This window comes from Vibrio sp. Vb1337 (assembly GCF_033338715.1).
Lineage (GTDB): Bacteria > Pseudomonadota > Gammaproteobacteria > Enterobacterales > Vibrionaceae > Vibrio > Vibrio alginolyticus.
Window position 1 is genome coordinate 50,621 of the sequence record NZ_JAWOTD010000018.1, and the last position, 22,486, is coordinate 73,106.

A 22,486-nucleotide genomic window follows, 5' to 3' on the forward strand; every position below is an offset into this window, starting at 1 on the left:
TACTCCTTATTAAGCTACGTAAGCGATGATTTCACCACCAAGACCTGCTTTACGTGCAGCGCGGTCTGACATAAGACCCTTGGAAGTAGAAACGATAGCGATACCAAGACCACCCATTACAGAAGGAAGTTCATCTTTCTTCTTGTAAACACGTAGACCTGGACGAGAAACACGTTTAAGTTGCTCGATTACTGGTTTAGCTTGGAAGTACTTAAGTGTAACTTCTAGCTCAGGTTTTGCTTCGCCTTCAACAGCGAAGTCAACGATGTAACCTTCAGCTTTTAGTAGTGCAGCAATTGCAACTTTAAGCTTTGAAGAAGGCATTTTTACAGCAACTTTGTTTGCTGCCTGACCGTTACGAACGCGGGTCAGCATATCCGAAATCGGATCTTGCATGCTCATATGATTTACTCCAAATGATTAAGTGGCAATTACCAGCTAGCCTTACGAAGACCCGGAATCTCGCCTTTCATGCAAGCTTCACGAACCTTAATACGGCTTAGACCGAACTTACGTAGGTAACCGTGTGGACGACCAGTTTGGTTGCAACGGTTGCGCTGACGTGATGCACTTGAATCACGTGGAAGAGATTGCAGTGTAAGAACCGCGTTCCAACGATCTTCTTCAGATGCGTTTACATCGCTGATGATAGCTTTTAGCGCTGCACGCTTTTCAGCGAACTTAGCTACTAGCTTCGCACGTTTTGCTTCACGTGCTTTCATTGAATTTTTAGCCATAACAGTAACCCTTCACCTTACTTACGGAATGGGAAGTTAAAGGCAGCCAGCAGAGCACGGCCTTCCTCATCAGTACCAGCAGACGTCGTAATAGTGATGTCTAGACCGCGTACTCGATCAACTTTATCAAAGTCGATTTCCGGGAAGATGATTTGCTCGCGAACGCCCATGCTGTAGTTACCGCGACCGTCAAAAGACTTAGCGCTAACACCACGGAAGTCACGTACACGTGGAAGAGCGATGTTAATTAAACGCTCAAGAAAATCCCACATACGTTCGCCACGCAAGGTTACTTTACAACCGATAGGGTAGCCTTCACGGATTTTGAAACCTGCAACAGATTTGCGCGCTTTTGTGATAAGTGGCTTTTGACCAGAGATCGTTGCCATATCAGACGCTGCATTTTCTAGCAGTTTCTTATCGTTGATTGCTTCACCAACACCCATGTTTAGGGTGATTTTCTCGATTCTAGGGACTTGCATGACGCTTGTGTAACCGAACTGTTTGGTCAGTTCAGCGACTACAGACGACTTGTAGTAATCATGCAGTTTCGCCATAGTAGAACTCCAAATTACTTCTATTAGTTAGAAACGGTTTCGCCGTTAGACTTGAAGAAACGAACTTTTTTGCCGTCTTCAAAACGGAAACCGATACGGTCAGCTTTACCAGTAGCTGCGTTAAAGATAGCCACGTTAGAAACGTCGATAGCTGCTTCTTGCTCTACGATACCGCCTTGGATACCCATAGCTGGAACAGGTTTCTGATGTTTCTTAACTAGGTTGATACCTTCAACGATAACTTTACCAGTTGCTAGAACCTTAGTTACTTTACCTTTCTTGCCTTTGTCTTTACCAGCAAGAACGATTACTTCGTCATTACGACGGATTTTAGCTGCCATTTCTACGTGCTCCTTACAGAACTTCTGGAGCCAGTGAAACGATCTTCATGAACTTATCGCCACGAAGTTCGCGTGTCACAGGACCAAAGATACGTGTACCGATTGGTTGCTCAGTATTGTCGTTTAGCAATACGCAAGCATTTCGGTCGAAGCGAATGACAGAACCGTCAGGACGACGTACGCCTTTACGGGTGCGCACTACCACCGCCTTCAGAACATCACCTTTTTTAACTTTACCGCGAGGGATTGCTTCCTTCACAGTAACTTTGATGACGTCACCGATATGTGCATAACGGCGGTGAGAGCCACCCAGAACCTTAATACACATTACGCTGCGTGCGCCTGAGTTATCAGCTGCGTCCAGCATACTTTGCATTTGGATCATGTTAGTGCTCCGCTAAATATTAATAACTAGACCCATCACGGGTCGGGCTGCCTCTTTAAAAGGGACGCGAATTGTACCACCCTTTTTTGTGATTGGGTAGTCAAAAAATAAACGGCTCCAAAAATATTTTGGAGCCGCTTTAGTTTCATAGAATTAACGAGATTAAATCTTCGCCTTTTCTAGAACTTTTACCAAAGTCCAAGACTTAGTCTTAGACAGTGGACGACACTCTGCGATTTCAACTGTGTCGCCTAGGCCACACTCGTTGTTCTCGTCATGTGCGTGTACTTTAGTCGTACGTTTTACGTATTTACCGTAGATTGGGTGTTTTACGAAACGTTCGATAGCAACAGTGATAGACTTGTCCATCTTGTCGCTAACAACACGACCTTGTTGAGTACGTTTTACTTCGCTCATTATGCGCCTGCCTTCTCAGTCAAAACAGTTTTCACACGTGCGATATCACGGCGTACAGCTTTCAGAGTATGAGTTTGCTGTAGTTGACCAGTCGCAGCTTGCATGCGCAAGTTGAACTGTTCACGTAGCAAATTCATTAGCTCAGCGTTAAGCTCTTCAACGCTTTTCTCGCGTAGATCTTGTGCTTTCATCACATCACCTGCTTAGTTACAAATGTAGTTTTGAAAGGCAGTTTACGTGCCGCAAGACGGAACGCTTCACGTGCCAATTCTTCAGGTACACCACCCATTTCGTACATAACCTTACCAGGTTGGATTTGGGCTACCCAGTACTCAACGTTACCTTTACCCTTACCTTGACGAACTTCAAGTGGTTTTTCTGTGATTGGTTTGTCTGGGAACACACGGATCCAGATTTTACCTTGACGCTTAACGTGACGTGTCATTGCACGACGTGCCGCTTCGATTTGACGAGCAGTTAGACGACCACGGCCAACAGCTTTAAGACCGAATTCGCCGAAGCTTACATCAGTACCTTTAGCTAGACCACGGTTACGACCAGTCTGAACCTTACGGAACTTAGTACGTTTAGGTTGTAGCATCTGTCGACTCCTTACTTACGGCCTTTACGCTGCTTCTTAGGCTTGTCGCCTTTAGGCTCTACAGCGTTAGCTGCTGGCATACCACCTAGGATTTCACCTTTGAAGATCCAAGTTTTAATGCCGATCACACCGTATTGAGTGTGAGCCGAAGAAGTTGCGTAATCAATGTCAGCACGTAGAGTGTGTAGAGGCACACGGCCTTCACGGTACCACTCTGAACGTGCGATTTCAGCGCCGCCTAGACGACCGCTTACTTCCACTTTGATACCTTTAGCGCCTAGGCGCATTGCGTTTTGTACTGCGCGCTTCATAGCACGACGGAACATAACACGACGCTCTAGCTGAGACGCGATGCTGTCACCAACAAGTTGCGCATCTAGTTCAGGCTTACGTACTTCAGCGATGTTAATTTGCGCTGGTACACCTGCAATTTTAGCTACAGCTGCGCGTAGCTTCTCAACGTCTTCACCTTTCTTACCGATAACAACGCCTGGACGAGCAGTGTGAATAGTCACACGGATGCTCTTAGCAGGACGCTCGATAACGATACGTGATAGAGACGCTTTTTTCAGTTCACTTGTAAGGAACTGACGTACCTTGAAGTCGCCGTCTAGGTTGTCAGCGAAATCTTTGGTGTTAGCAAACCATGTAGCATTCCAAGGCTTAACGATGCCTAGACGAATACCATTTGGATGTACTTTTTGACCCATTGCTTACTCTCCTAGTCTCTAGCGATCTGCTACAACAACAGTGATGTGGCTTGAACGCTTCAAGATACGATCCGCACGACCTTTAGCACGAGGCATAATACGCTTCATGGTTGGGCCTTCATCTACAAAGATTTTTGCGACATTCAGATCGTCAATATCTGCACCTTCGTTGTGCTCCGCGTTAGCGATAGCAGACTCTAGAACTTTCTTAACTAGTGCAGCAGCTTTTTTGTTGCTGAACGTTAGGATTTCTAGAGCTTGGTCAACAGATTTACCACGGATTAGATCCGCAACTAAGCGAGCTTTCTGAGGCGAAATGCGAGCAAAGTTATGTTTAGCAATTGCTTCCATTATCTACTCCTTAGCGCTTCTTAGCTTTCTTATCCGCAGCGTGACCGCGGTAAGTGCGTGTTGGTGCGAATTCACCCAGTTTGTGACCGATCATTTCATCAGTTACAAATACTGGTACGTGCTGACGACCATTATGGACAGCGATGGTCAAACCGATCATCGTAGGGATGATCATTGAACGACGGGACCAAGTCTTAATAGGCTTTTTGTCTCCGCTTTCCACCGCTTTCTCTACCTTCTTCAGCAAGTGTAGGTCAATAAAAGGACCTTTCTTGAGAGAACGTGGCATGGCGATTCCTCTTTATATAGATTACTTGTTACGACGACGTACGATGTACTTGTCAGTGCGTTTGTTCTTACGAGTCTTGAAGCCTTTAGTAGGCATACCCCAAGGAGATACTGGGTGACGACCACCAGAAGTACGGCCTTCACCACCACCATGTGGGTGGTCAATCGGGTTCATTACAACACCACGAACCGTTGGACGGATACCGCGATGGCGTGATGCACCTGCTTTACCAAGTTCACGTAGCATGTGCTCAGAGTTACCAACTTCACCGATTGTTGCACGGCCTTCAGAAAGAACTTTGCGCATCTCGCCAGAACGTAGACGGATAGTTACGTACGCACCGTCGCGAGCAACGATTTGAGCGTAAGCACCAGCCGAACGAGCTAGCTGACCACCTTTACCAGGCTTAAGTTCAACGTTATGTACTGTTGAACCTACTGGGATATTACGCATTGGTAGAGTGTTACCAGCTTTGATTGGTGCATCAACACCAGACTGAATAACATCACCAGCTACAACACCTTTAGGTGCTAGGATGTAGCGACGCTCACCGTCTTTGTAAAGAACTAGAGCAATGTTTGCGCTACGGTTTGGATCGTATTCAAGACGCTCAACTGTCGCTGGAATACCATCTTTAGTACGTTTGAAGTCAACTACACGGTAGTGATGCTTGTGACCACCGCCGATGTGACGTACTGTGATACGACCCTTGTTGTTACGACCACCGTTCTTAGAGTTTTTCTCTAGAAGAGGTGCGTATGGCTTGCCCTTGTGTAGGTCAGCGTTAACAACTTTAACAACGTGACGACGACCAGGGGAAGTCGGCTTACATTTAACAATAGCCATTTTTAACTACTCCTGTTATTCCGCGCCGCCAACGAAGTCAAGATCTTGACCTTCTTTCAAAGTAACGTACGCTTTCTTAACGTCGCTGCGGCGACCTTGGCGTAGACCTTGACGTTTGGTCTTACCCTTAGTGATAAGAGTATTTACAGACTTAACTTCAACTTCAAATAGCTTTTCTACAGCTGCTTTGATCTCTTTTTTAGTCGCATCTTTAGCTACTTTGAAAACGATAGTGTTCGCTTTCTCAGCTGCCATAGTTGCTTTTTCAGAGATGTGCGGTGCACGTAGAACTTTTAGGATACGCTCTTCAGTGATCATGCTAGCATTTCCTCTACTTGCTTAACTGCTTCTGCAGTCATTACAACTTTGTCAAACGCGATTAGAGATACTGGATCGATACCAGCAACATCACGTGCGTCAACTTTGTATAGGTTACGAGCAGCTAGGAATAGATTCTCATCTACTTCGCTAGTCACGATTAGAGCGTCAGTTAGCTCAAGCTCTTTAAGCTTAGCAACTAGCTCTTTAGTCTTTGGTGCTTCAACTGAGAAGTTATCAACAACGATTAGACGCTCTTGACGAACAAGCTCAGAAAGAATGCTCTTCATAGCACCACGGTACATTTTTTTGTTTACTTTTTGGCTGTGATCTTGTGGTTTCGCAGCAAAAGTAACACCACCTGTACGCCAGATTGGGCTACGGATTGTACCAGCACGCGCACGGCCAGTACCTTTTTGACGCCATGGCTTAGCGCCACCGCCAGAAACTTCTGAACGTGTTTTTTGAGCACGAGTACCTTGACGAGCACCTGCTGCGTACGCAACAACTACTTGGTGTACAAGAGCTTCGTTAAACTCACGTCCGAAAGTAGTTTCGGAAACAGTTAGTGCATCGGCACCTTTAACCATTAGTTCCATTACTTACTCCTGAGACGTTATGCTTTAACAGCTGGTTTAACGATCACGTTGCCGCCAGTTGCGCCTGGGACTGCACCTTTAATAAGAAGCAGGTTGCGCTCAGCGTCAACACGTACGATCTCTAGGTTTTGAGTCGTTACACGCTCAGCACCCATGTGACCTGCCATTTTCTTGCCTTTAAATACGCGACCTGGAGTCTGACATTGACCGATAGAACCAGGAGCACGGTGAGACAATGAGTTACCGTGAGTCATATCTTGAGTACGGAAGTTCCAACGCTTAACAGCGCCTTGGAAACCTTTACCCTTAGATGTACCAGTAACGTCTACTTTCTTAGTTTCGTTGAATAGTTCAACAGTTAGTTCTGAACCAACTTCGAACTCTTCGCCGTTTTCTAAACGGAATTCCCAAAGACCGCGACCAGCTTCAACGCCAGCTTTAGCAAAGTGACCTGCTTCAGCTTTGTTTACACGGTTAGCTTTCTTAGAACCAGCTGTAACCTGGATTGCTGCGTAGCCGTCAGTTTCAAGAGTTTTCACTTGAGAAACACGGTTAGCTTCAACCTCAACAACTGTTACTGGGATAGAAACGCCTTCTTCAGTAAATACGCGGGTCATGCCCACTTTACGACCGATTAGACCAATCATACTTCTAATCTCCCTTAACCTAGGCTAATTTGAACGTCAACGCCCGCAGCAAGGTCTAGACGCATTAGAGCATCAACAGTCTTGTCTGTTGGCTCAACGATGTCGATTAGACGCTTGTGAGTACGGATTTCGTACTGGTCACGTGCTTTCTTGTTAACGTGTGGAGAGATAAGAACTGTGAAACGCTCTTTACGAGTTGGCAGTGGGATTGGACCACGAACCTGTGCGCCAGTGCGCTTAGCTGTTTCAACGATTTCCGCTGTAGAAGCATCGATTAGTTTGTAATCGAAAGCTTTTAGGCGGATACGGATACGTTGGTTCTGCATGAGACAGAGCTCCAAATTTAATAAATTACACAAACAATATCGCCACTCAAACTCGTCAAGACGAGAGAATGCCGATTGATTTATGTGAAACCGTAGCATCCAAGATTAGGACGCATTGTCAGTTAATTTTCGATTAACTATCCCTATATGCCAAAGTCACCTTTGAGGATAGTTTTTCCGAAGAAAAGATAGCTAATTGTATTAACCGCGAACATAAGCTGAGTATACATTACCTTGCAAATCCTTAGATTTGCTCGCTCCTCACTGCTCATTGGTTCACAACTGGCTTAACCAGTGCGCTGCATTATACAGATCACACTTTAGGTTGCAAGCGCTGAGTGAAAAATAATCGGGAATATTCCAAACCCCATACATCCCTCTTCGCTTGGTAGCCATTAAACAAAAAGGACGCCGAAGCGCCCTTTTCTAAACTGTAATCGTAATAGCGGCTGCTATTATTTCTTACCGCTTGATAGTGCACCGAAACGCTTGTTGAAGCGATCAACACGGCCGCCTGTATCAACGATACGTTGCTTACCAGTGTAGAATGGGTGACACTTGTCACATACGTCTAGGTGGATAGACTCTTTACCTAGAGTAGAGTTGAACTCAAAAGAGTTGCCGCAAGAACAAGTCGCTTTTACTGCTTTGTATTCTGGGTGGATACCAGCTTTCATGGGATAACCTCAATAGTAGGCCGTGTCGCTATACGAATCTAAGCCGCACACCACACGCAATTAATAATAAAATGGGATACCGCATCAACTAATTGCCGAAGCCATATCTCAAGGCGCGATATAGTAAAGAATCACATTGCTCGGATCAACACATTTGGCAACTTTTTCGCCACTTTTTTAGCCAGACTAATCATAGAGGCACGATTCACGCTGAATCGCATTGCTTTACTCGAATTTCCATACCGATTTTAATAGACTCTCATTTCCTTTCCCTCTTTTTTAATAGCTAAGAATTTATGCGTCCAACCATTGCTAGAGTGGCATTACCCGTTCCGCTCGACAAACAATTTGATTACGCCATTCCGGGGCACCTGTTTCCGATCATTGGTGGACGCGTTTCCGTACCTTTTGGACGCCAAACGTTAGTTGGCATCGTCACCGCGATGGTTAATCACTCGGACTTTCCCAAAGATCAACTCAAGCCAATCAAAGCAGTTCTTGATTCTCAGCCGATATGGTCTGAAAAGCTTTATTCGTTGCTGACTTGGTGCAGCCAGTTCTACCAATACCCACTTGGAGATACGCTACACAATGCGATGCCAGCAGCTCTACGTAAAGGAAAGCCTGCAGATTTTGCGACGCTACAAGAGTGGCAAATTACCGAATCCGGTAAAGACAAGCTGATGCAAGGGCTTGATCGTCGAGCGGTCAAACAACAGAAGGTCTTGCAAATGTTGGTTAACGGCGCTTTGCCTCACCAGGAATTTGTCGACCAAGAGATAGCCTCAACAGTACTAAAGTCTTTAGAAGAGAAAGGCTGGATTGAACGTATCGAGAAAAAGCCTGTAATCACCCAGTGGGGACAGCACGTTGAATGCGACGTCGAAAAGCCAAAGCTCAACCACGAACAAGCGCTGGCTATTGCGAGTGTAAATAGCCAAACAGGTTTTGCCTCCTATTTATTAGAAGGCGTCACGGGCTCAGGTAAGACAGAAGTGTACCTCAACCTGATCAAGCCGGTCTTAGAGAAAGGTAAACAAGCCTTGGTTTTAGTACCAGAGATTGGCTTAACGCCCCAAACCATCAACCGCTTTAAACGCCGTTTTAATGTGCCAGTTGACGTCATCCACTCCGGGTTAAACGAGACGGAGCGTCTGAATGCGTGGCTTTCTGCACGCGACAAAGCGGCCGGAATCATTATCGGCACACGCTCTGCCCTACTCGCGCCTTTTGCTGATCTCGGGATTATCATTGTGGACGAGGAACATGACACCTCTTACAAACAGCAAGATAGCTTGCGTTATCATGCACGCGATGTTGCTGTAATGCGCGCTCATAAAGAACAAGTTCCGATTGTTCTGGGCTCAGCCACACCTGCACTGGAGACATTGCACAATGCCTTGTCAGGCAAATATCACCATTTAACACTAACCCAACGAGCTGGCTCTGCCGTGCCAACCACTAATAAAGTGTTAGATGTAAAAGGTCAGTATTTAGAAAGTGGCTTATCTGCCCAACTGATTGCCGAGATGCGCAAGCATTTAAAAGCGGGCAATCAAGTAATGTTGTTTCTTAACCGTCGAGGCTTTTCGCCCGCTTTGATGTGCCATGAATGCGGTTGGATTGCAGAATGTAAACGCTGTGATGCGTACTATACGTTCCACCATTACAGCAACGAAATACGCTGCCATCACTGCGGCTCACAACAACCGGTGATTCATCAATGTCAGGGGTGTGGTTCAACCCAATTGGTTACCGTCGGCGTAGGAACGGAACAACTCGAACAACAATTGGCTCAGTTATTTCCAGAATACAACGCCATTCGCATCGACAGAGACAGCACACGTCGCAAAGGTAGTTTGGAAGATGCCCTTGAATCGATTCGCAAAGGTGAACATCAAATTCTGATTGGCACCCAAATGCTGGCTAAGGGGCACCATTTTCCAAATGTAACGCTCGTTGCTCTTTTGGATGTTGATGGCTCTCTCTATAGTAGTGACTTCCGCGCTTCCGAGCGACTAGCGCAGTTGTTTATTCAGGTCGCAGGTCGTGCCGGCCGCGCAAGTAAACCTGGCGAGGTTATCCTACAAACCCACCATCCTGAGCACAGCTTGCTGCAGGCCCTGCTTCAAAAAGACTATCGCCACTTTGCTATGACTGCTCTGGAAGAACGCAAACTGGCTCAGCTTCCGCCTTATAGTTTCTTGACTCTGTTTAAAGCAGAGGCGAACCAAAGTGAGGTAGTTGAAGACTTCCTGCGTCAGGTTCGCTTTACGTTAGAGTCACACCCTCTGTTCGATGATTCCTGCATGGTGTTAGGCCCTACTCCTTCACCTTTGGCCAAGCGGGCTGGTAAATACCGTTGGCAACTATTACTGCAAACTCAGCATCGTTCATTGATGCAAAAGTTATTAACCAGTGCCAAACCTGCTATTGAGTTGTTGCCAAATGCTAAGAAAGTACGCTGGAATTTAGACATAGAACCACAAGATCTCAGCTAGCAAACGTTTAACTATGTAATGAATTACCATTTAATGTGACCAGAATCACACCAAGATTACAATTTTTGTTAAACAGACCGTAACTTTCACTTTAGAAATGAATAGACTATCCAAATTAGAAAAGTCTAAAGTGACTTGTTTGCACAGGCTTAGATTAAAACAATGACTATTCCCACAAATTGATATCGCGGTGAAGAATCCATTTTCCCACTCGTTAACACGAACTGAGCGAAGAGCAAATACAGCTCTAACTCGGTTTGATTACTCTGATTTCAAACCGGAATAACGTCATCTTGGCAAAAAATAAATGAGAGGTTAAAAACTATGGCGACAATGAAGGATGTTGCCCAGCTTGCGGGAGTGTCTACGGCTACGGTATCTCGAGCCTTAATGAATCCAGAGAAAGTCTCTTCTTCTACAAGAAAGAGAGTAGAAGATGCCGTACTTGAAGCGGGTTATTCTCCAAACTCATTAGCGCGTAACTTACGTAGAAACGAATCAAAAACCATTGTTACTATCGTTCCCGACATCTGTGATCCTTATTTTTCTGAAATTATTCGCGGTATTGAAGATGCAGCCATGGAACATGGCTATCTAGTCCTGCTGGGCGATAGCGGACAACAGAAGAAACGCGAAAGCTCTTTCGTTAACCTCGTATTTACTAAGCAGGCAGATGGAATGCTACTGCTTGGTACAGATCTACCATTCGATGTCAGTAAGCCAGAGCAAAAGAACTTACCTCCGATGGTAATGGCGTGTGAATTTGCGCCTTAACTCGAGCTTCCGACAGTACATATTGATAACCTGACCTCTGCATTTGAAGCGGTGAATTACCTGACCCAATTAGGTCATAAACGCATTGCTCAAATCTCTGGACCAGATACAGCAATATTGTGTCAGTTCCGCCAGCAAGGCTACCAACAAGCCCTGCGCCGTGCCGGCATCAATAAAGATCCACAATATAGTGTCATTACTGAGTTCTCTTTTGATGGCGGAGCAAAAGCCGTTCGTAAACTGCTCGAATTGCCAGAACCACCAACGGCTATTTTCTGTCACTGTGACACAATGGCCATCGGCGCAATTCAAGAAGCGAAAAAGCTTGGCTTACGAGTACCGCAAGATCTCTCTGTTGTGGGCTTTGATGACATTAACTTCGCTCAGTACTGCGATCCACCGTTGACCACCATCTCTCAACCTCGCTATGAGATTGGTCGACAAGCGATGCTAATGATGCTCGAGATGTTAAAAGGCCACGACGTGCATTCAGGCTCGCGTCTGCTTGAAACTAATCTCGTCATTCGTGGAAGTGCAGCGCCACCACAGCGCCCTTAACCTAAAGATTAGGTATTCATCCCCAAAGCGGTGCTAAGGCGCCGCTTTTTTATTTACCCCTCCTGCTTTTTGTGTATCCCTGAATAAATGTAAGCGAGAACGGAAACACACTCCTACACTCGGGCGTTGTCGCGCTTTAGCTATCAAGATTCTATCAATAGGGTGTTTTCTCAACTCGTTCTGGATTAACATATTTGCAAGAATCCTTGATGACCAGAAATAACCGTGGCAAATAGAGATTATGTAAGACGGGGGCGAGGCGCCCCAAAAAAGTCGACAAAAAAACAGCCGCCGAGAAGAAAAAAACCTTGGCGCAGTGGCCTGCTCGCTATCTTGCTCGTGGGCGGTTTTGGCTATGGTCTTTACCTTTTGAGTAGCGACCCAGAACCTAAACAACCAGTCGTGAAGCAGCCAACAACCACTGTAAGCAAACCAAAGCCGAAAAAAGACTTGCCGCCACCACCAGAAGAAAAATGGGAATATGTTGAGTCACTACCGAAACGTGAAGTTGAAGTTGTGGCCAAAGAAATTGAAGTTTCTAAAATTCCTTACATCATGCAGTGTGGCGCGTACAAAACCCAGGCACAAGCCGAAGAGCGTAAGCTTGCAATCGCGTTCCAAGGGATGTCGAGCAAGATTCGTAAGAAAGAAGGCAGTTCATGGTATCGCGTGGTGCTAGGTCCGTATAAGTTCAAACGTGATGCAGAACGTGACCGTCATAAACTGCAACGCGCGAAAATCGAGCCGTGTGCGATTTGGAAAGAAAATCTTTAAACTCAGGCCCTAGGAGCTAAGATCCTAGGGCCTTTCTTTTTGCCCCCTTGAATCCCCATTTCTCCTCCCCCATATACTGAATTAAATCCAAAGAGAAATAATCAAGAGGTCGACTGTGACTACCATTGTATCTGTACGTCGAAATAATAAAGTCGTCATCGCGGGTGATGGCCAAGTATCTCTAGGCAATACCGTAATGAAAGGTAATGCGCGCAAAGTTCGCCGCCTGTACAACAACCAAGTACTAGCGGGCTTTGCCGGCGGTACTGCGGATGCCTTCACCCTTTTTGAGCGCTTCGAAAGCAAACTGCAAATGCACCAAGGTCACCTAACCAAAGCGGCAGTTGAGCTAGCTAAAGACTGGCGTAGCGATCGTGCTTTGCGCAAGCTCGAAGCCTTACTTGCCGTTGCCGACGAAACCGCATCGTTAATCATTACCGGTAATGGTGATGTCGTACAGCCAGAACATGACCTGATTGCGATTGGCTCTGGTGGTGCTTACGCACAAGCTGCCGCAACCGCCCTACTAGAAAACACAGATCTAGATGCTCGTGAGATCGCGGAAAAAGCTCTCAATATCGCGGGTGATATTTGTGTCTTCACTAACCATCACCACACGGTAGAAGAGCTAGACTCAACAGTAGAGCCTGAAAAACCAACCGCGTAATCGTAACGAAGTAAGGAAAGAATATGTCTGAAATGACGCCTCGCGAAATCGTTCATGAATTGAACCGCCACATTATCGGTCAAGAAAAAGCCAAACGTTCGGTTGCGATTGCACTGCGTAACCGCTGGCGCCGCATGCAGCTTGAAGAAAGCTTGCGTGCCGAAGTGACGCCAAAAAACATCTTGATGATTGGCCCTACTGGTGTTGGTAAGACTGAAATCGCACGACGCCTAGCAAAACTGGCAAATGCCCCTTTCATCAAAGTTGAAGCGACAAAATTCACCGAAGTGGGTTACGTTGGTAAAGAAGTTGAAACCATCATCCGTGACCTAACCGATGTCGCTGTGAAAATGACGCATCAACAAGCGATGGAGAAAGTGAAATTCCGCGCAGAAGAGCAAGCGGAAGAACGCATTCTTGATGCGCTACTACCACCAGCACGTGATAGCTGGGGTCAAGCAGAGCAAACGGAAGAGTCTTCTCACACTCGCCAGATCTTCCGTAAGAAACTGCGTGAAGGCCAACTAGACGATAAAGAAATTGAAATCGACGTAGCCGCACCGCAGATGGGCGTAGAGATCATGGCGCCTCCTGGTATGGAAGAGATGACTAACCAGCTGCAAGGCATGTTCCAAAACCTGGCAGGCGACACTAAGAAAAAACGTAAGCTGAAAATCAAAGACGCAATGAAAGCGTTAGCGGAAGAAGAAGCGGCGAAACTGGTAAACCAAGAAGAGCTAAAAGAAGCAGCGATTTTCAACGTTGAAAACAACGGCATCGTATTTATCGATGAGATCGACAAGATCTGTAAACGCGGCGAGAGCTCAGGCCCAGACGTTTCACGCGAAGGTGTTCAGCGCGACCTACTTCCATTGATTGAAGGCAGCACGGTATCAACCAAGCACGGCATGGTAAAAACAGACCACATTCTGTTTGTTGCATCTGGTGCATTCCAAGTGGCAAAACCATCTGACTTGATCCCAGAATTGCAAGGCCGTCTACCAATTCGTGTTGAGCTAGAAGCACTAAGCAGCAACGACTTCAAACGCATTCTGACAGAACCAAAAGCCTCTCTAACAGAGCAGTACGTTGCATTGATGAAAACGGAAGATGTGGACATCGAATTCACAGAAGACGGCATCACGCAAATCGCGGAAGCGGCATGGACGGTCAACGAAAGCACAGAAAACATCGGTGCTCGTCGCTTACACACCGTTATGGAACGCTTAATGGATGAAATCTCTTACGACGCAGCGGAGCAATCTGGCGCTAAATTCGTTATTGATTCCGCTTACGTGAAAGAGCGACTAGGCGACACGATTGAAGATGAAGATCTAAGCCGCTTTATTCTGTAAGTAGTAAGAGTCAATTAGCCTAGAGAATTACCTAGTGTAAATGTACATATTTGGAAATTTTCATTTGGTGCATTTAAGCCATTACCATCACGCCACTTTTAATAAGAGCGACACTGGGTAATGGCTTTCTTGATCTACGCGAAACTGATACTAAATTTCAAAAAAAATATCCATAGACGATGAGAGCGCAATGCCTATACCTCTATGGATAACGAATTAAGTTTACTCTAATCTCGTAGCGCCATGTAACACGCGTTTTCACCTTATTGTAGGATGAGAGCTTTCAGGCAACTAATCGAAATCTATGTTTAATATTAATTAGATGATTCCTCTCCCTGAATAAAGAAAGCGGGCTCAGACATGGACTCTCAAGTATAGAACCTGAAACGAATATAATTATAGGTTTTGTATCTTATAGTTCGTCACAATATTCGTTAGCTGTGACAGTAGGGCATTGCAAACGTGTGGATTGCATAGCTTGGTCAATCAATGCCGCTGACGTTCCAACCAACACAGACACGACAATGCCACTAGATGTAATTGTTCCTTTCGGGCCAAATACTGGCGCAGCAGTGATCACACCAGCAACACTCGCAGTTCCTGTAATTGCCTTACCAAGCGTTTGATACAAAGACATAAAAACTCCATTATTAACAAGTAAAAAAAGGTTGCCGATGGCAACCCTTTCGATTGAATAACACACTTTGAAACTTCTCGTTTATCGTAATGAAAGGTCATTCACCTGAATGATATATATTCATAAATAGCTCAAATCAAAGTAGCTGACTTCCCTCACACCAACGTGTCAATAGAATGCTCTCAACCCAATCACCTACTTCACTTTCTACCCATGCTACCGCACGGTCACCAAAGTTGACCGACTTCGGGAAAGCATCCTCGTTCATTTTTCGGTAGATAGCCGAGCGGCTTAATTCAGTCTTTTCCATCACTTCTTTCATCTTTAAAAATCTCATGGGACCTACTCCTAATTCATTTACCCATGGGGTAACGCTGTGTTAGAAAAACGTTCAGGACTCTTCTTCACTCTTAATCTAATTACTTTCAGATATATGTCCTCTTAGTGAAGTACCTATCGTTTAACACTTGGAGGACCTATGTCGAGCAATCACCTTCACTACCAAAAACAAAAGAAACATCAAGAAAATGAAATCCTAGAGCATGCTGCTGAAATCCTCGCTAACCGCTACGTTCGAGGTAATGCCCTTTGTAACCCGGAAGCAACCAAAGAGTATGTTCGATTCAAACTAGCCAGTGCGGAGCACGAGGTTTTCGCTCTGCTACTACTTGATAACCAACACCGTGTCATCGAGTTTAAATCACTCTTCAAAGGCACCATTGACTCCGCCAGCGTTTATCCGCGCGAGGTCGTCAAAAGCGTCTTGGAAGTGAATGCGGCGGCGGTCATTCTTGCGCATAACCACCCTTCTGGTGACCCTTCCCCATCTCAAGCGGATAGGCGTATCACACGTAAGCTTATCGACGCTTTAGCGTTAGTGGATGTCAGGGTGCTTGACCATATCGTTGTAGGAGAAAGCAGTGTCTCGTTTGCAGAAAAGGGGTGGCTATGATCAACACGATTTATGGTGGCGTTTCTTTAGCGCCACAATTGCATCAACTATTGGAGAATCTATTTAAGGGGTACTCTTTACCTGACAATGCCAAACAGTTGCTCTTGACTTGCCGCCAATTAAGCTACTACCGCCATAGCCGAGGTATTCATCCTGTTGAAGTGCAGTTCAAACGCACTGCAAATTCAGAGCCCTGGCAGATTGTCTTCTTTGCCAGCTTTTCTTACCCATTTGAGAGCGCGCTCAACGTTCAGCCTGAACTGTACTTCCACCTTGCCAAGGGATGGTGTTATCAGCCCGATACAGGGGCGGTAAACCTTGAACACCCAGAAGTAATCGACCTTCTTCAGGTATGGATGAAAACGTTCGCTCGACATCTTTCAAGCATGGATTTTGACGAGATCGATTTATCCACCGTTGGAAAATAAGCCTCTGCCCCTTTAATCACGACACTTCATGACGTAGGTGTGACAAATTGCGTCGTATCATTTTTGCTTAAAGCATTGATACGACGAGCTTTGTCGCACCTTTTTGATATTGTCATGCCCAACAGAACGAACCTTGTTGAACTGACCATGACGCAACCTAATCAAACTCAGTATCACCTTGAGCTTATCTTGGCGATTTACAACCTTATTCCTTACAATAAGAAAGTCACCGCTAGGCAAATTCAAGCTCAATTGTCCCCGCTTGGTTTAGAGCGTTCCTTACGCACTATCCAACGTAATCTGTCCGCTATCTGTGCCATGTTTCCCAATATCATGGTGGATGATAGAGACAAACCCTTTGGCTACCAAAAAACCGAAGCTCTGAAGATGAGCACAACGGCTCACGAAGCGGTATTGCTCTATTGGCTCATCGAGTCAACCAAGCATCACCTGCCTAACAGCCTAGCTCTACTCTTAGATGACTTTCTCTCGAACATAACCCCTGAAGACATCAATAACCTTCAAAATCATTGGTCATCTAAAGTTCCTATCACCATCCAAAACCCATTAAGTAACCACATTCAAGTCGATATTCAGGTTTTCCAGATTGTATGCCTAGCGACACTTCAACAGCGTCTTATCTCATTACAGATAAACGAAGGCGATGACGCTCTGCGCCTAACTAACGTTCAACCAATAAGTCTCGTACTCCATCAAGGAAGTCCTTATCTCGTTTGGCGGACACACTCGCATACCAAGTTGAACACCTTACCTCTTAGCAACATCCAGGAGGCCACCATGTCGAGCTTTCGCTTTGAACTTCAAACGGATGCAACTCTGCTCGCCTCTGAAGTTCAAGAGCTGTTTGATATCGCTAGCTCTCATCTTGAATTCAACACAATAGTCCCCTCTAAAACTTACTATGGAGAAATAGAATGAACCTATCTAAAACCCTACTTACCACTGCTCTCTTTTCCGCTCCTTTCGCCTTAATCGGGTGTGGAGGCTCTTCTGGCGGGAGCGACCATAACGACTTAGGACAGCCGTATCAATTTGGTGGTGCTGTACAGAAAGGCCCTCTACAACCTGGTTCAGTCGTCACCGCCTATGAACTTAACCAAGACTTAGAAAAAACCGACATCTCCTACACTACTCAAATAGAGGACTATGAAGGTAATTACAACATGAATGAGCGATTCAATACGCCTTATGTCGAGCTCGTTGCACAGGGGGATTACTTTAATGAGCTGACAGGAAAAAGTGATGAGCAGATGCGCATGAGCGCTTTTGTCGATATGAACGCGACGACACAAGTGAACTTCAATGTTGCTACAGCGGCCATGAAAGCCAGTATCATGGAAAAGGTACAAGCCGGACAGTCCTTTGATGAGGCGGTACATGAAACCACCTCTGAGCTGCTAAGCCTTTACAGTTATGACCCTGCGCAATGGGCAGACGATATTAACTTCTATAACGTCAACCTTTCTAACGCTGGCGATACCAGCACTGTGCTGCTCGTTATCTCTGCAAGTACTTTAACCATGGCGACCGAAAACGGACTCACGTTAGAGCAACAAATCGAGAAAATTGGTCAGGTCTTGTTAGAGCCTAAGTCCGTTCAGTTTGAAGAGATGAAACAAGCACTAACCCAGTACAGCCTCGCACTATACAAAACTGCCGCTTATGAAAATACTCAGAAGTACTACGCAGACAACGGTCTAGACTTTGATATTCCGCACATCGATTACTTCATCGATGTTGATGGTGATGGCGTACTGCCTAACAAAGACCTACCTGTGTTTGCTTACACTGGCGGTGTTAATATCGGTTCTGATGAAATCGGAGGACTACGTCCAGCTGCCGCTGGTGCTATCGACTACCAAGGTCGTCCTATGACGTTCGAGGTCATCGGTGAATTCCAGCACGGTGAAATCGCATCAATTGAATACACTGATACTGGCGTTAGTATTTGGTATCGTCTAACGGATGTAGACTTTGAAGGTCAGTCATTCGAAGACTGCGTTACGGTTAATACAGTAAAACCTGCACCTGCTAACTTTCCATGGAAAGCATGTGTTACTCTAACCAAACCGTAATCTTCAGCAGTTCGTAAAAATAGGAAGCCTAGCTTCCTGTTTTTTTGTCTGACTCCCAATGTCATTGTGGAGCGCAACGAAGCGTATTTAGAAAGAAGACGTGAATAACTAAGTACGTGAGACGGCATTTACACTGACACAGACGTAGGGTTCTGAGGACGGATATCATTAACACTACTGTTGTTATCGAGGCCAATATACCAGCGGCGCATGACCATACTACCGAATGCTGTGTGCTTATCTAGTATACTCCGAATGGCAGATTAAAACTAAGAGGCCATATGCTATTCCAGTTATCTCTACACTTATAATCAATCTAAAGAGCAATCACGTTTCGAAATACTAAACAGGTGTGTATATTGGCTATCACCCTTGACTCGTTCCAAAGCAACGTTTTCCTTCACCATAATGCTTCGTTCTATTTTTGGCAAAGTAACTGAGTCTTGTAAAGAGGGCCTGGTATTTATTCTCGAAGTCATATTTATTTTGGTCTAAGTAATGTGTACCTTTATAAACAAGTTGAACTAACCTATCTGCATTATCAACATACTCTCCTAGTGCACTACTCCATGCATCCATAATGAGTCTTACTAAACTCTCTTCATTATCTCTATAACCGCTACTAAAATATCTATCTTTATTAAAAAACAGGACAAGGTGATAGTGGTCATTGTCAGATTTATTCCTTTCCCTACACCAAACATATCGTAGGTGACATGGATATACCCTTTTCTCACTCGCTATCATTCTTTTTTCTTGCGCTTTTATTTTTGCCTTCAAGGATTCAAAGAATCGTTTAATGATATTTTTTTGATTAAATGTGTTGTTCAAAATCTCATCTCTGCGAAGTATATCTTTTTCACTATCAGAAACAGGAAGTCTCAGATCCAGTCTTAACGCATGAACTCTCTTATAGTCTTTTAATGCTTTCGACATGGTTAATATGATCCGATCTAGATAGTGTGTATTGAGTTCACTGACCGGATAAAGAACCTCTAAACCTTTGTAAGTATAAATCATCATTCATTCTCTTTGGTATTAATCCAAAGATATGAATTACTGTGTTATTTAATACATGGTATTTAAGGAGAGCATACTAATTCTACTAGGTAGTGGTGTGTAGGATATGAGTACTTCGTTAAGTATGTATTAAGTATATTAACCATACCAACATATCGGGTAAGAGTTCAGTCTAAGCCTCCTGTATAACAGATGTAAAAGAGCGACTCTGAAGTTAGCGACAAGCATGAGGAATTAGTTAATGTCAGCGTTCAACTTACATCTCTGGCTAAAACTACATTGTAGTTTTGTAGATAAAGACCCAAACAGATTGAAACTACATTGTAGTAAATATAAGATACTAGTTGCTATACATTAACATTTCATAGGGTTTAATTATGGAAAATTACAATGTCAAAATTAAAGATGAAAACATGGGAAGATTCTATGCTCGTCAGCTATCAAAACATGATATTAGAGCAGTATGGGAAGAATCATTAAGTATTAAAGAAAATGAAAGTATAATAAATGCTGCTCTTAAAACATATTCATTCGAAGATTGCAAAAGGATTGTCGGGAAAATAGAAGAAAAATATAATTCAATTTTATATATAAAAAATGAAATAAGAAAAAATGAAAGATTTTGTAATTTTTCATGGTTTTACATTCAAAAAAAACTATCAGGAAAACTATCATTAAATCCAAATGGAAACAGTTTCAAAGAAAGAGTAAAACGGGTAAAAATATATATAGCAAAGGTAAACAAAAGCAAGTACAATTATATTGAACTAGAGATGAAAATCGTAAGAAAATGGAATTTATCACTTGATAAAACTGAGATCATTTCATGGTTAAAAGATGATGAAGAAAAAACAAAATGGGCATGGAGCTACATACTTAAACATGAGCCTTTGGTTATTAAATACATTTGGAATAATAAAAATTCAACACAAGATCTGAAAGATTTCATTATCGCTTTTTTTGATACAATTGAAGAGAACAAAAGAGACATTACAATTAAAAGGATAAAAAAGGCATGGGATCAAAAGAAGTTTAGAGATAAAGTTCAATCTAAAAAGCAATATTGTATAAACTTATCTGAAAGCAGCAATGAAAAACTTAAAGCTATATCAATTTCAAAAAACATGAAAAGAAATAAAGTTATAGAATCACTCATAAATAATGAATTCTTAAGGCTATAGGAACCTCGCTGTATTGCTTTTAATACTCATATTAGTTTACTTAATCGTCTTCTATTTGATTTAAGTTAATAGTGTACATAAAAATTTATGTCTATACTGGGCACATTGGTTACTAGCACGAAATTTCCATGAAACAATCTCTACAGATCTGGCTTGAAGCCGCTCGTCCAAAAACATTACCTCTGGCATTAGTCTCTATCTTAACGGGTAGCGTACTCGCCTACTCGGCGGGTCATTTTTCACTGACAATTGCCATCATGGCTTTCGTAACCGCGACGTTGCTGCAAATTCTGTCCAACCTGGCAAACGACTATGGCGATGCCGTTCAAGGTACAGATAACGACAAACGCCTTGGCCCATTACGAGCGATGCAGTCTGGCGCGGTAAGTGCGAAACAAATGAAACAGGCGATTATCTTTAACATCGTTCTGACCGCTATTTCAGGCTTGGTGTTAGTTTTCTATTCACTAAGTTCACTGGAAAGCATTGTGACGTTTATCGGGCTGGGAATTTTAGCCATCCTCGCGGCGATTGCTTACACCATGGGTAGCAAACCATACGGTTACGTGGGGCTTGGCGATATATCAGTGTTCTTGTTTTTTGGTTTACTCGGCGTATCCGGTACCTACTTCTTGCATACCGGTCACGTAGACACCACGCTATTCTTACCTGCTTTAGGCTGCGGTTTACTCGCCGTTGCAGTACTCAATATCAACAATATGCGTGATATAGAGAACGACCGAGAGTGTGGTAAACGCACGGTCGCAGTGCGCTTAGGTCAACGTAAAGCCAAGCAGTACCATTTTATTTTACTTGGCGGAGCTATCCTTGCCTTTGCGGCTTACTTGTTAATTCAAGACAAACCCGTTTGGATTAGCTTGCCATTTTTACTTAGTATTTATTTCGTGGCCAATCATGGTAAAGCGGTTTGGCATACACAAAAGCCCGCTCAGATAGCACCCATGATGCCAGTCATCGTGAAATGTTCTTTAGTCACCAACGTTTTGTTTGCAACAATTGTGGTAGCTCAAACTCTAGTAAGTTAAAAAAGGATTGTCATTGCATTGACTTAATGCCTAGATATACTCAAAGACAACCAATTTCTGTTTAGAAAGGTACGCTATGGAATACAATACCTCAGCACTCTGTGATATCTACCTCGATCAGGTAGATGTGGTTGAACCAATGTTCAGTAATTTTGGCGGTCGCGCTTCATTTGCCGGGCAAATCACCACCATCAAGTGTTTTGAAGATAATTCGTTGATCCGCGAGACATTAGAGCAAGATGGACTTGGTCGCGTTTTGTTAATTGACGGTGGCGGTTCCCTACGTAAAGCCCTTATCGATGCAGAAATCGCAACTATTGCGGAAGAAAACGAGTGGGAAGGCATTGTCGTTTACGGCTGTGTTCGTGAAGTAGATGAACTTGAAGATATGAACTTAGGCATTCAAGCCCTCGCTTCTATTCCTGTTGGAGCGACCAGCCAGGGTATCGGCGAATTAGATGTACCAGTCAACTTTGGCGGCGTCAGCTTCTTACCTGAAGATTATATTTATGCTGATAGCACTGGGATCATCCTGTCGCCTGAGCCATTGAATATTGATTTAGAGTTGGATGAAGAAGAATAACGAGTCTTAGGTACCTAAGTTATAGGACCTTATCTTGGCTATCAGAATCGAGCTTGTCCTAACGATTTTCAACTTTCCCAAAACACAAACACCCGCTTAACGCGGGTGTTTTT

General features: G+C 44.2%; 31 protein-coding genes and 1 pseudogene. 12 read left to right on the forward strand and 20 right to left on the reverse strand.

The window, feature by feature from the left end; all coding sequences use genetic code 11:
• Window positions 1-9: 9 nt before the first annotated feature.
• The 17 genes from rpsH to rpmE all read right to left on the reverse strand — a co-directional run bounded on the left by rpsH (window position 10) and on the right by rpmE (window position 7,801).
• Entirely contained in the window at window positions 10-402 is a 393-nt protein-coding gene (gene rpsH / locus R7E42_RS18205) for a 30S ribosomal protein S8 (RefSeq protein WP_005379572.1), read from the reverse strand.
• Window positions 403-431: 29 nt separating this feature from the next.
• Window positions 432-737 carry a 30S ribosomal protein S14 gene (gene rpsN / locus R7E42_RS18210; RefSeq protein ID WP_004410442.1) on the reverse strand — a complete coding sequence of 102 codons (306 nt, stop codon included), beginning with the start codon at window positions 735-737 and terminating at the stop codon, window positions 432-434.
• Window positions 738-754: 17 nt separating this feature from the next.
• Window positions 755-1,294 carry a 50S ribosomal protein L5 gene (gene rplE / locus R7E42_RS18215; RefSeq protein WP_005379573.1) on the reverse strand — a complete coding sequence of 180 codons (540 nt, stop codon included), beginning with the start codon at window positions 1,292-1,294 and terminating at the stop codon, window positions 755-757.
• A gap of 23 nt (window positions 1,295-1,317) precedes the next feature.
• Window positions 1,318-1,635 (reverse strand): 50S ribosomal protein L24, encoded by a 318-nt coding sequence (gene rplX, locus R7E42_RS18220; protein WP_005379574.1) that lies wholly within the window; start codon window positions 1,633-1,635, stop codon window positions 1,318-1,320.
• A 13-nt stretch (window positions 1,636-1,648) separates the two neighbouring features.
• Window positions 1,649-2,020 (reverse strand): 50S ribosomal protein L14, encoded by a 372-nt coding sequence (gene rplN, locus R7E42_RS18225; protein WP_004410450.1) that lies wholly within the window; start codon window positions 2,018-2,020, stop codon window positions 1,649-1,651.
• A 162-nt stretch (window positions 2,021-2,182) separates the two neighbouring features.
• On the reverse strand, window positions 2,183-2,437 hold the full coding sequence (gene rpsQ, locus R7E42_RS18230; protein ID WP_005379575.1) for a 30S ribosomal protein S17: 255 nt from the start codon (window positions 2,435-2,437) through the stop codon (window positions 2,183-2,185).
• Entirely contained in the window at window positions 2,437-2,628 is a 192-nt protein-coding gene (gene rpmC / locus R7E42_RS18235; RefSeq protein ID WP_005379576.1) for a 50S ribosomal protein L29, read from the reverse strand. The genes rpsQ and rpmC overlap by 1 nt, the downstream gene beginning before the upstream one ends.
• Window positions 2,628-3,038 carry a 50S ribosomal protein L16 gene (gene rplP / locus R7E42_RS18240; RefSeq protein ID WP_005379577.1) on the reverse strand — a complete coding sequence of 137 codons (411 nt, stop codon included), beginning with the start codon at window positions 3,036-3,038 and terminating at the stop codon, window positions 2,628-2,630. Before rplP ends, rpmC begins: the two co-directional genes overlap by 1 nt.
• Window positions 3,039-3,049: 11 nt before the next feature.
• Window positions 3,050-3,748 (reverse strand): 30S ribosomal protein S3, encoded by a 699-nt coding sequence (rpsC, locus tag R7E42_RS18245; RefSeq protein ID WP_005383161.1) that lies wholly within the window; start codon window positions 3,746-3,748, stop codon window positions 3,050-3,052.
• Window positions 3,749-3,766: 18 nt separating this feature from the next.
• Window positions 3,767-4,099 carry a 50S ribosomal protein L22 gene (gene rplV / locus R7E42_RS18250; protein WP_005383164.1) on the reverse strand — a complete coding sequence of 111 codons (333 nt, stop codon included), beginning with the start codon at window positions 4,097-4,099 and terminating at the stop codon, window positions 3,767-3,769.
• Between the two features lie 10 nt (window positions 4,100-4,109).
• Window positions 4,110-4,388, reverse strand: coding sequence for a 30S ribosomal protein S19 (rpsS, locus tag R7E42_RS18255; RefSeq protein ID WP_004394525.1), 279 nt, complete (start codon window positions 4,386-4,388; stop codon window positions 4,110-4,112).
• 21 nt (window positions 4,389-4,409) lie between these two features.
• Window positions 4,410-5,234 (reverse strand): 50S ribosomal protein L2, encoded by an 825-nt coding sequence (gene rplB / locus R7E42_RS18260; protein WP_005383168.1) that lies wholly within the window; start codon window positions 5,232-5,234, stop codon window positions 4,410-4,412.
• A gap of 15 nt (window positions 5,235-5,249) precedes the next feature.
• Window positions 5,250-5,552, reverse strand: a complete 303-nt coding sequence (gene rplW / locus R7E42_RS18265) for a 50S ribosomal protein L23 (RefSeq protein ID WP_004398471.1) — start codon at window positions 5,550-5,552, stop codon at window positions 5,250-5,252.
• A complete protein-coding gene (rplD, locus tag R7E42_RS18270) occupies window positions 5,549-6,151 on the reverse strand; it encodes a 50S ribosomal protein L4 (protein ID WP_005379556.1) in 603 nt (200 codons plus the stop codon). The genes rplW and rplD overlap by 4 nt, the downstream gene beginning before the upstream one ends.
• A gap of 17 nt (window positions 6,152-6,168) precedes the next feature.
• Complete coding sequence (gene rplC, locus R7E42_RS18275) at window positions 6,169-6,798, reverse strand: 50S ribosomal protein L3 (protein ID WP_005379555.1); 630 nt, start codon at window positions 6,796-6,798, stop codon at window positions 6,169-6,171.
• Window positions 6,799-6,812: 14 nt separating this feature from the next.
• Window positions 6,813-7,124 (reverse strand): 30S ribosomal protein S10, encoded by a 312-nt coding sequence (gene rpsJ / locus R7E42_RS18280; protein ID WP_004410492.1) that lies wholly within the window; start codon window positions 7,122-7,124, stop codon window positions 6,813-6,815.
• 455 nt (window positions 7,125-7,579) lie between these two features.
• The gene (gene rpmE, locus R7E42_RS18285; RefSeq protein WP_005379546.1) at window positions 7,580-7,801 is read right to left on the reverse strand and encodes a 50S ribosomal protein L31; all 222 of its coding nucleotides are present in this window, start codon (window positions 7,799-7,801) and stop codon (window positions 7,580-7,582) included.
• Window positions 7,802-8,097: 296 nt separating this feature from the next.
• Between rpmE and priA the strand changes: the two genes are divergently transcribed.
• The 5 genes and pseudogenes from priA (at window position 8,098) to hslU (ending at window position 14,430) form a co-directional block, all read left to right on the forward strand.
• Window positions 8,098-10,302 carry a primosomal protein N' gene (gene priA / locus R7E42_RS18290; RefSeq protein WP_169628328.1) on the forward strand — a complete coding sequence of 735 codons (2,205 nt, stop codon included), beginning with the start codon at window positions 8,098-8,100 and terminating at the stop codon, window positions 10,300-10,302.
• A gap of 324 nt (window positions 10,303-10,626) precedes the next feature.
• Window positions 10,627-11,634 (forward strand): annotated as a pseudogene (gene cytR, locus R7E42_RS18295) (DNA-binding transcriptional regulator CytR).
• A gap of 225 nt (window positions 11,635-11,859) precedes the next feature.
• Window positions 11,860-12,408 carry a cell division protein FtsN gene (ftsN, locus tag R7E42_RS18300; protein WP_017820300.1) on the forward strand — a complete coding sequence of 183 codons (549 nt, stop codon included), beginning with the start codon at window positions 11,860-11,862 and terminating at the stop codon, window positions 12,406-12,408.
• 115 nt (window positions 12,409-12,523) lie between these two features.
• Window positions 12,524-13,075, forward strand: coding sequence for an ATP-dependent protease subunit HslV (gene hslV, locus R7E42_RS18305; RefSeq protein ID WP_005383176.1), 552 nt, complete (start codon window positions 12,524-12,526; stop codon window positions 13,073-13,075).
• A gap of 23 nt (window positions 13,076-13,098) precedes the next feature.
• Window positions 13,099-14,430 (forward strand): HslU--HslV peptidase ATPase subunit, encoded by a 1,332-nt coding sequence (hslU, locus tag R7E42_RS18310; protein WP_005397950.1) that lies wholly within the window; start codon window positions 13,099-13,101, stop codon window positions 14,428-14,430.
• A gap of 412 nt (window positions 14,431-14,842) precedes the next feature.
• On the opposite strand, the gene R7E42_RS18315 is transcribed toward hslU, so the two are convergent.
• The gene (locus tag R7E42_RS18315; RefSeq protein ID WP_029857381.1) at window positions 14,843-15,067 is read right to left on the reverse strand and encodes a hypothetical protein; all 225 of its coding nucleotides are present in this window, start codon (window positions 15,065-15,067) and stop codon (window positions 14,843-14,845) included.
• A gap of 136 nt (window positions 15,068-15,203) precedes the next feature.
• Window positions 15,204-15,404, reverse strand: coding sequence for an AlpA family transcriptional regulator (locus R7E42_RS18320; RefSeq protein ID WP_318072898.1), 201 nt, complete (start codon window positions 15,402-15,404; stop codon window positions 15,204-15,206).
• A 141-nt stretch (window positions 15,405-15,545) separates the two neighbouring features.
• On the opposite strand from R7E42_RS18320, the gene radC reads away from it, so the two are divergent.
• The 4 genes from radC to R7E42_RS18340 all read left to right on the forward strand — a co-directional run bounded on the left by radC (window position 15,546) and on the right by R7E42_RS18340 (window position 18,543).
• Complete coding sequence (radC, locus tag R7E42_RS18325) at window positions 15,546-16,019, forward strand: RadC family protein (RefSeq protein ID WP_025631524.1); 474 nt, start codon at window positions 15,546-15,548, stop codon at window positions 16,017-16,019.
• On the forward strand, window positions 16,016-16,447 hold the full coding sequence (locus tag R7E42_RS18330; RefSeq protein ID WP_318072899.1) for a DUF2787 domain-containing protein: 432 nt from the start codon (window positions 16,016-16,018) through the stop codon (window positions 16,445-16,447). Before radC ends, R7E42_RS18330 begins: the two co-directional genes overlap by 4 nt.
• Before the next feature lie 114 nt (window positions 16,448-16,561).
• A complete protein-coding gene (locus tag R7E42_RS18335; RefSeq protein ID WP_318072900.1) occupies window positions 16,562-17,386 on the forward strand; it encodes a helix-turn-helix transcriptional regulator in 825 nt (274 codons plus the stop codon).
• Window positions 17,383-18,543, forward strand: a complete 1,161-nt coding sequence (locus tag R7E42_RS18340; protein WP_318072901.1) for a hypothetical protein — start codon at window positions 17,383-17,385, stop codon at window positions 18,541-18,543. Before R7E42_RS18335 ends, R7E42_RS18340 begins: the two co-directional genes overlap by 4 nt.
• 366 nt (window positions 18,544-18,909) lie before the next feature.
• Here R7E42_RS18340 and R7E42_RS18345 read toward each other — a convergent pair whose 3' ends face one another.
• A complete protein-coding gene (locus R7E42_RS18345; protein WP_025631520.1) occupies window positions 18,910-19,566 on the reverse strand; it encodes an inovirus Gp2 family protein in 657 nt (218 codons plus the stop codon).
• Between the two features lie 374 nt (window positions 19,567-19,940).
• Between R7E42_RS18345 and R7E42_RS18350 the strand changes: the two genes are divergently transcribed.
• The 3 genes from R7E42_RS18350 to rraA all read left to right on the forward strand — a co-directional run bounded on the left by R7E42_RS18350 (window position 19,941) and on the right by rraA (window position 22,373).
• Window positions 19,941-20,744, forward strand: a complete 804-nt coding sequence (locus R7E42_RS18350; RefSeq protein ID WP_029857735.1) for a hypothetical protein — start codon at window positions 19,941-19,943, stop codon at window positions 20,742-20,744.
• Between the two features lie 128 nt (window positions 20,745-20,872).
• Complete coding sequence (locus tag R7E42_RS18355) at window positions 20,873-21,790, forward strand: 1,4-dihydroxy-2-naphthoate polyprenyltransferase (RefSeq protein ID WP_318072902.1); 918 nt, start codon at window positions 20,873-20,875, stop codon at window positions 21,788-21,790.
• Between the two features lie 76 nt (window positions 21,791-21,866).
• Entirely contained in the window at window positions 21,867-22,373 is a 507-nt protein-coding gene (gene rraA, locus R7E42_RS18360; RefSeq protein ID WP_005397954.1) for a ribonuclease E activity regulator RraA, read from the forward strand.
• Window positions 22,374-22,486 lie beyond the last annotated feature (113 nt).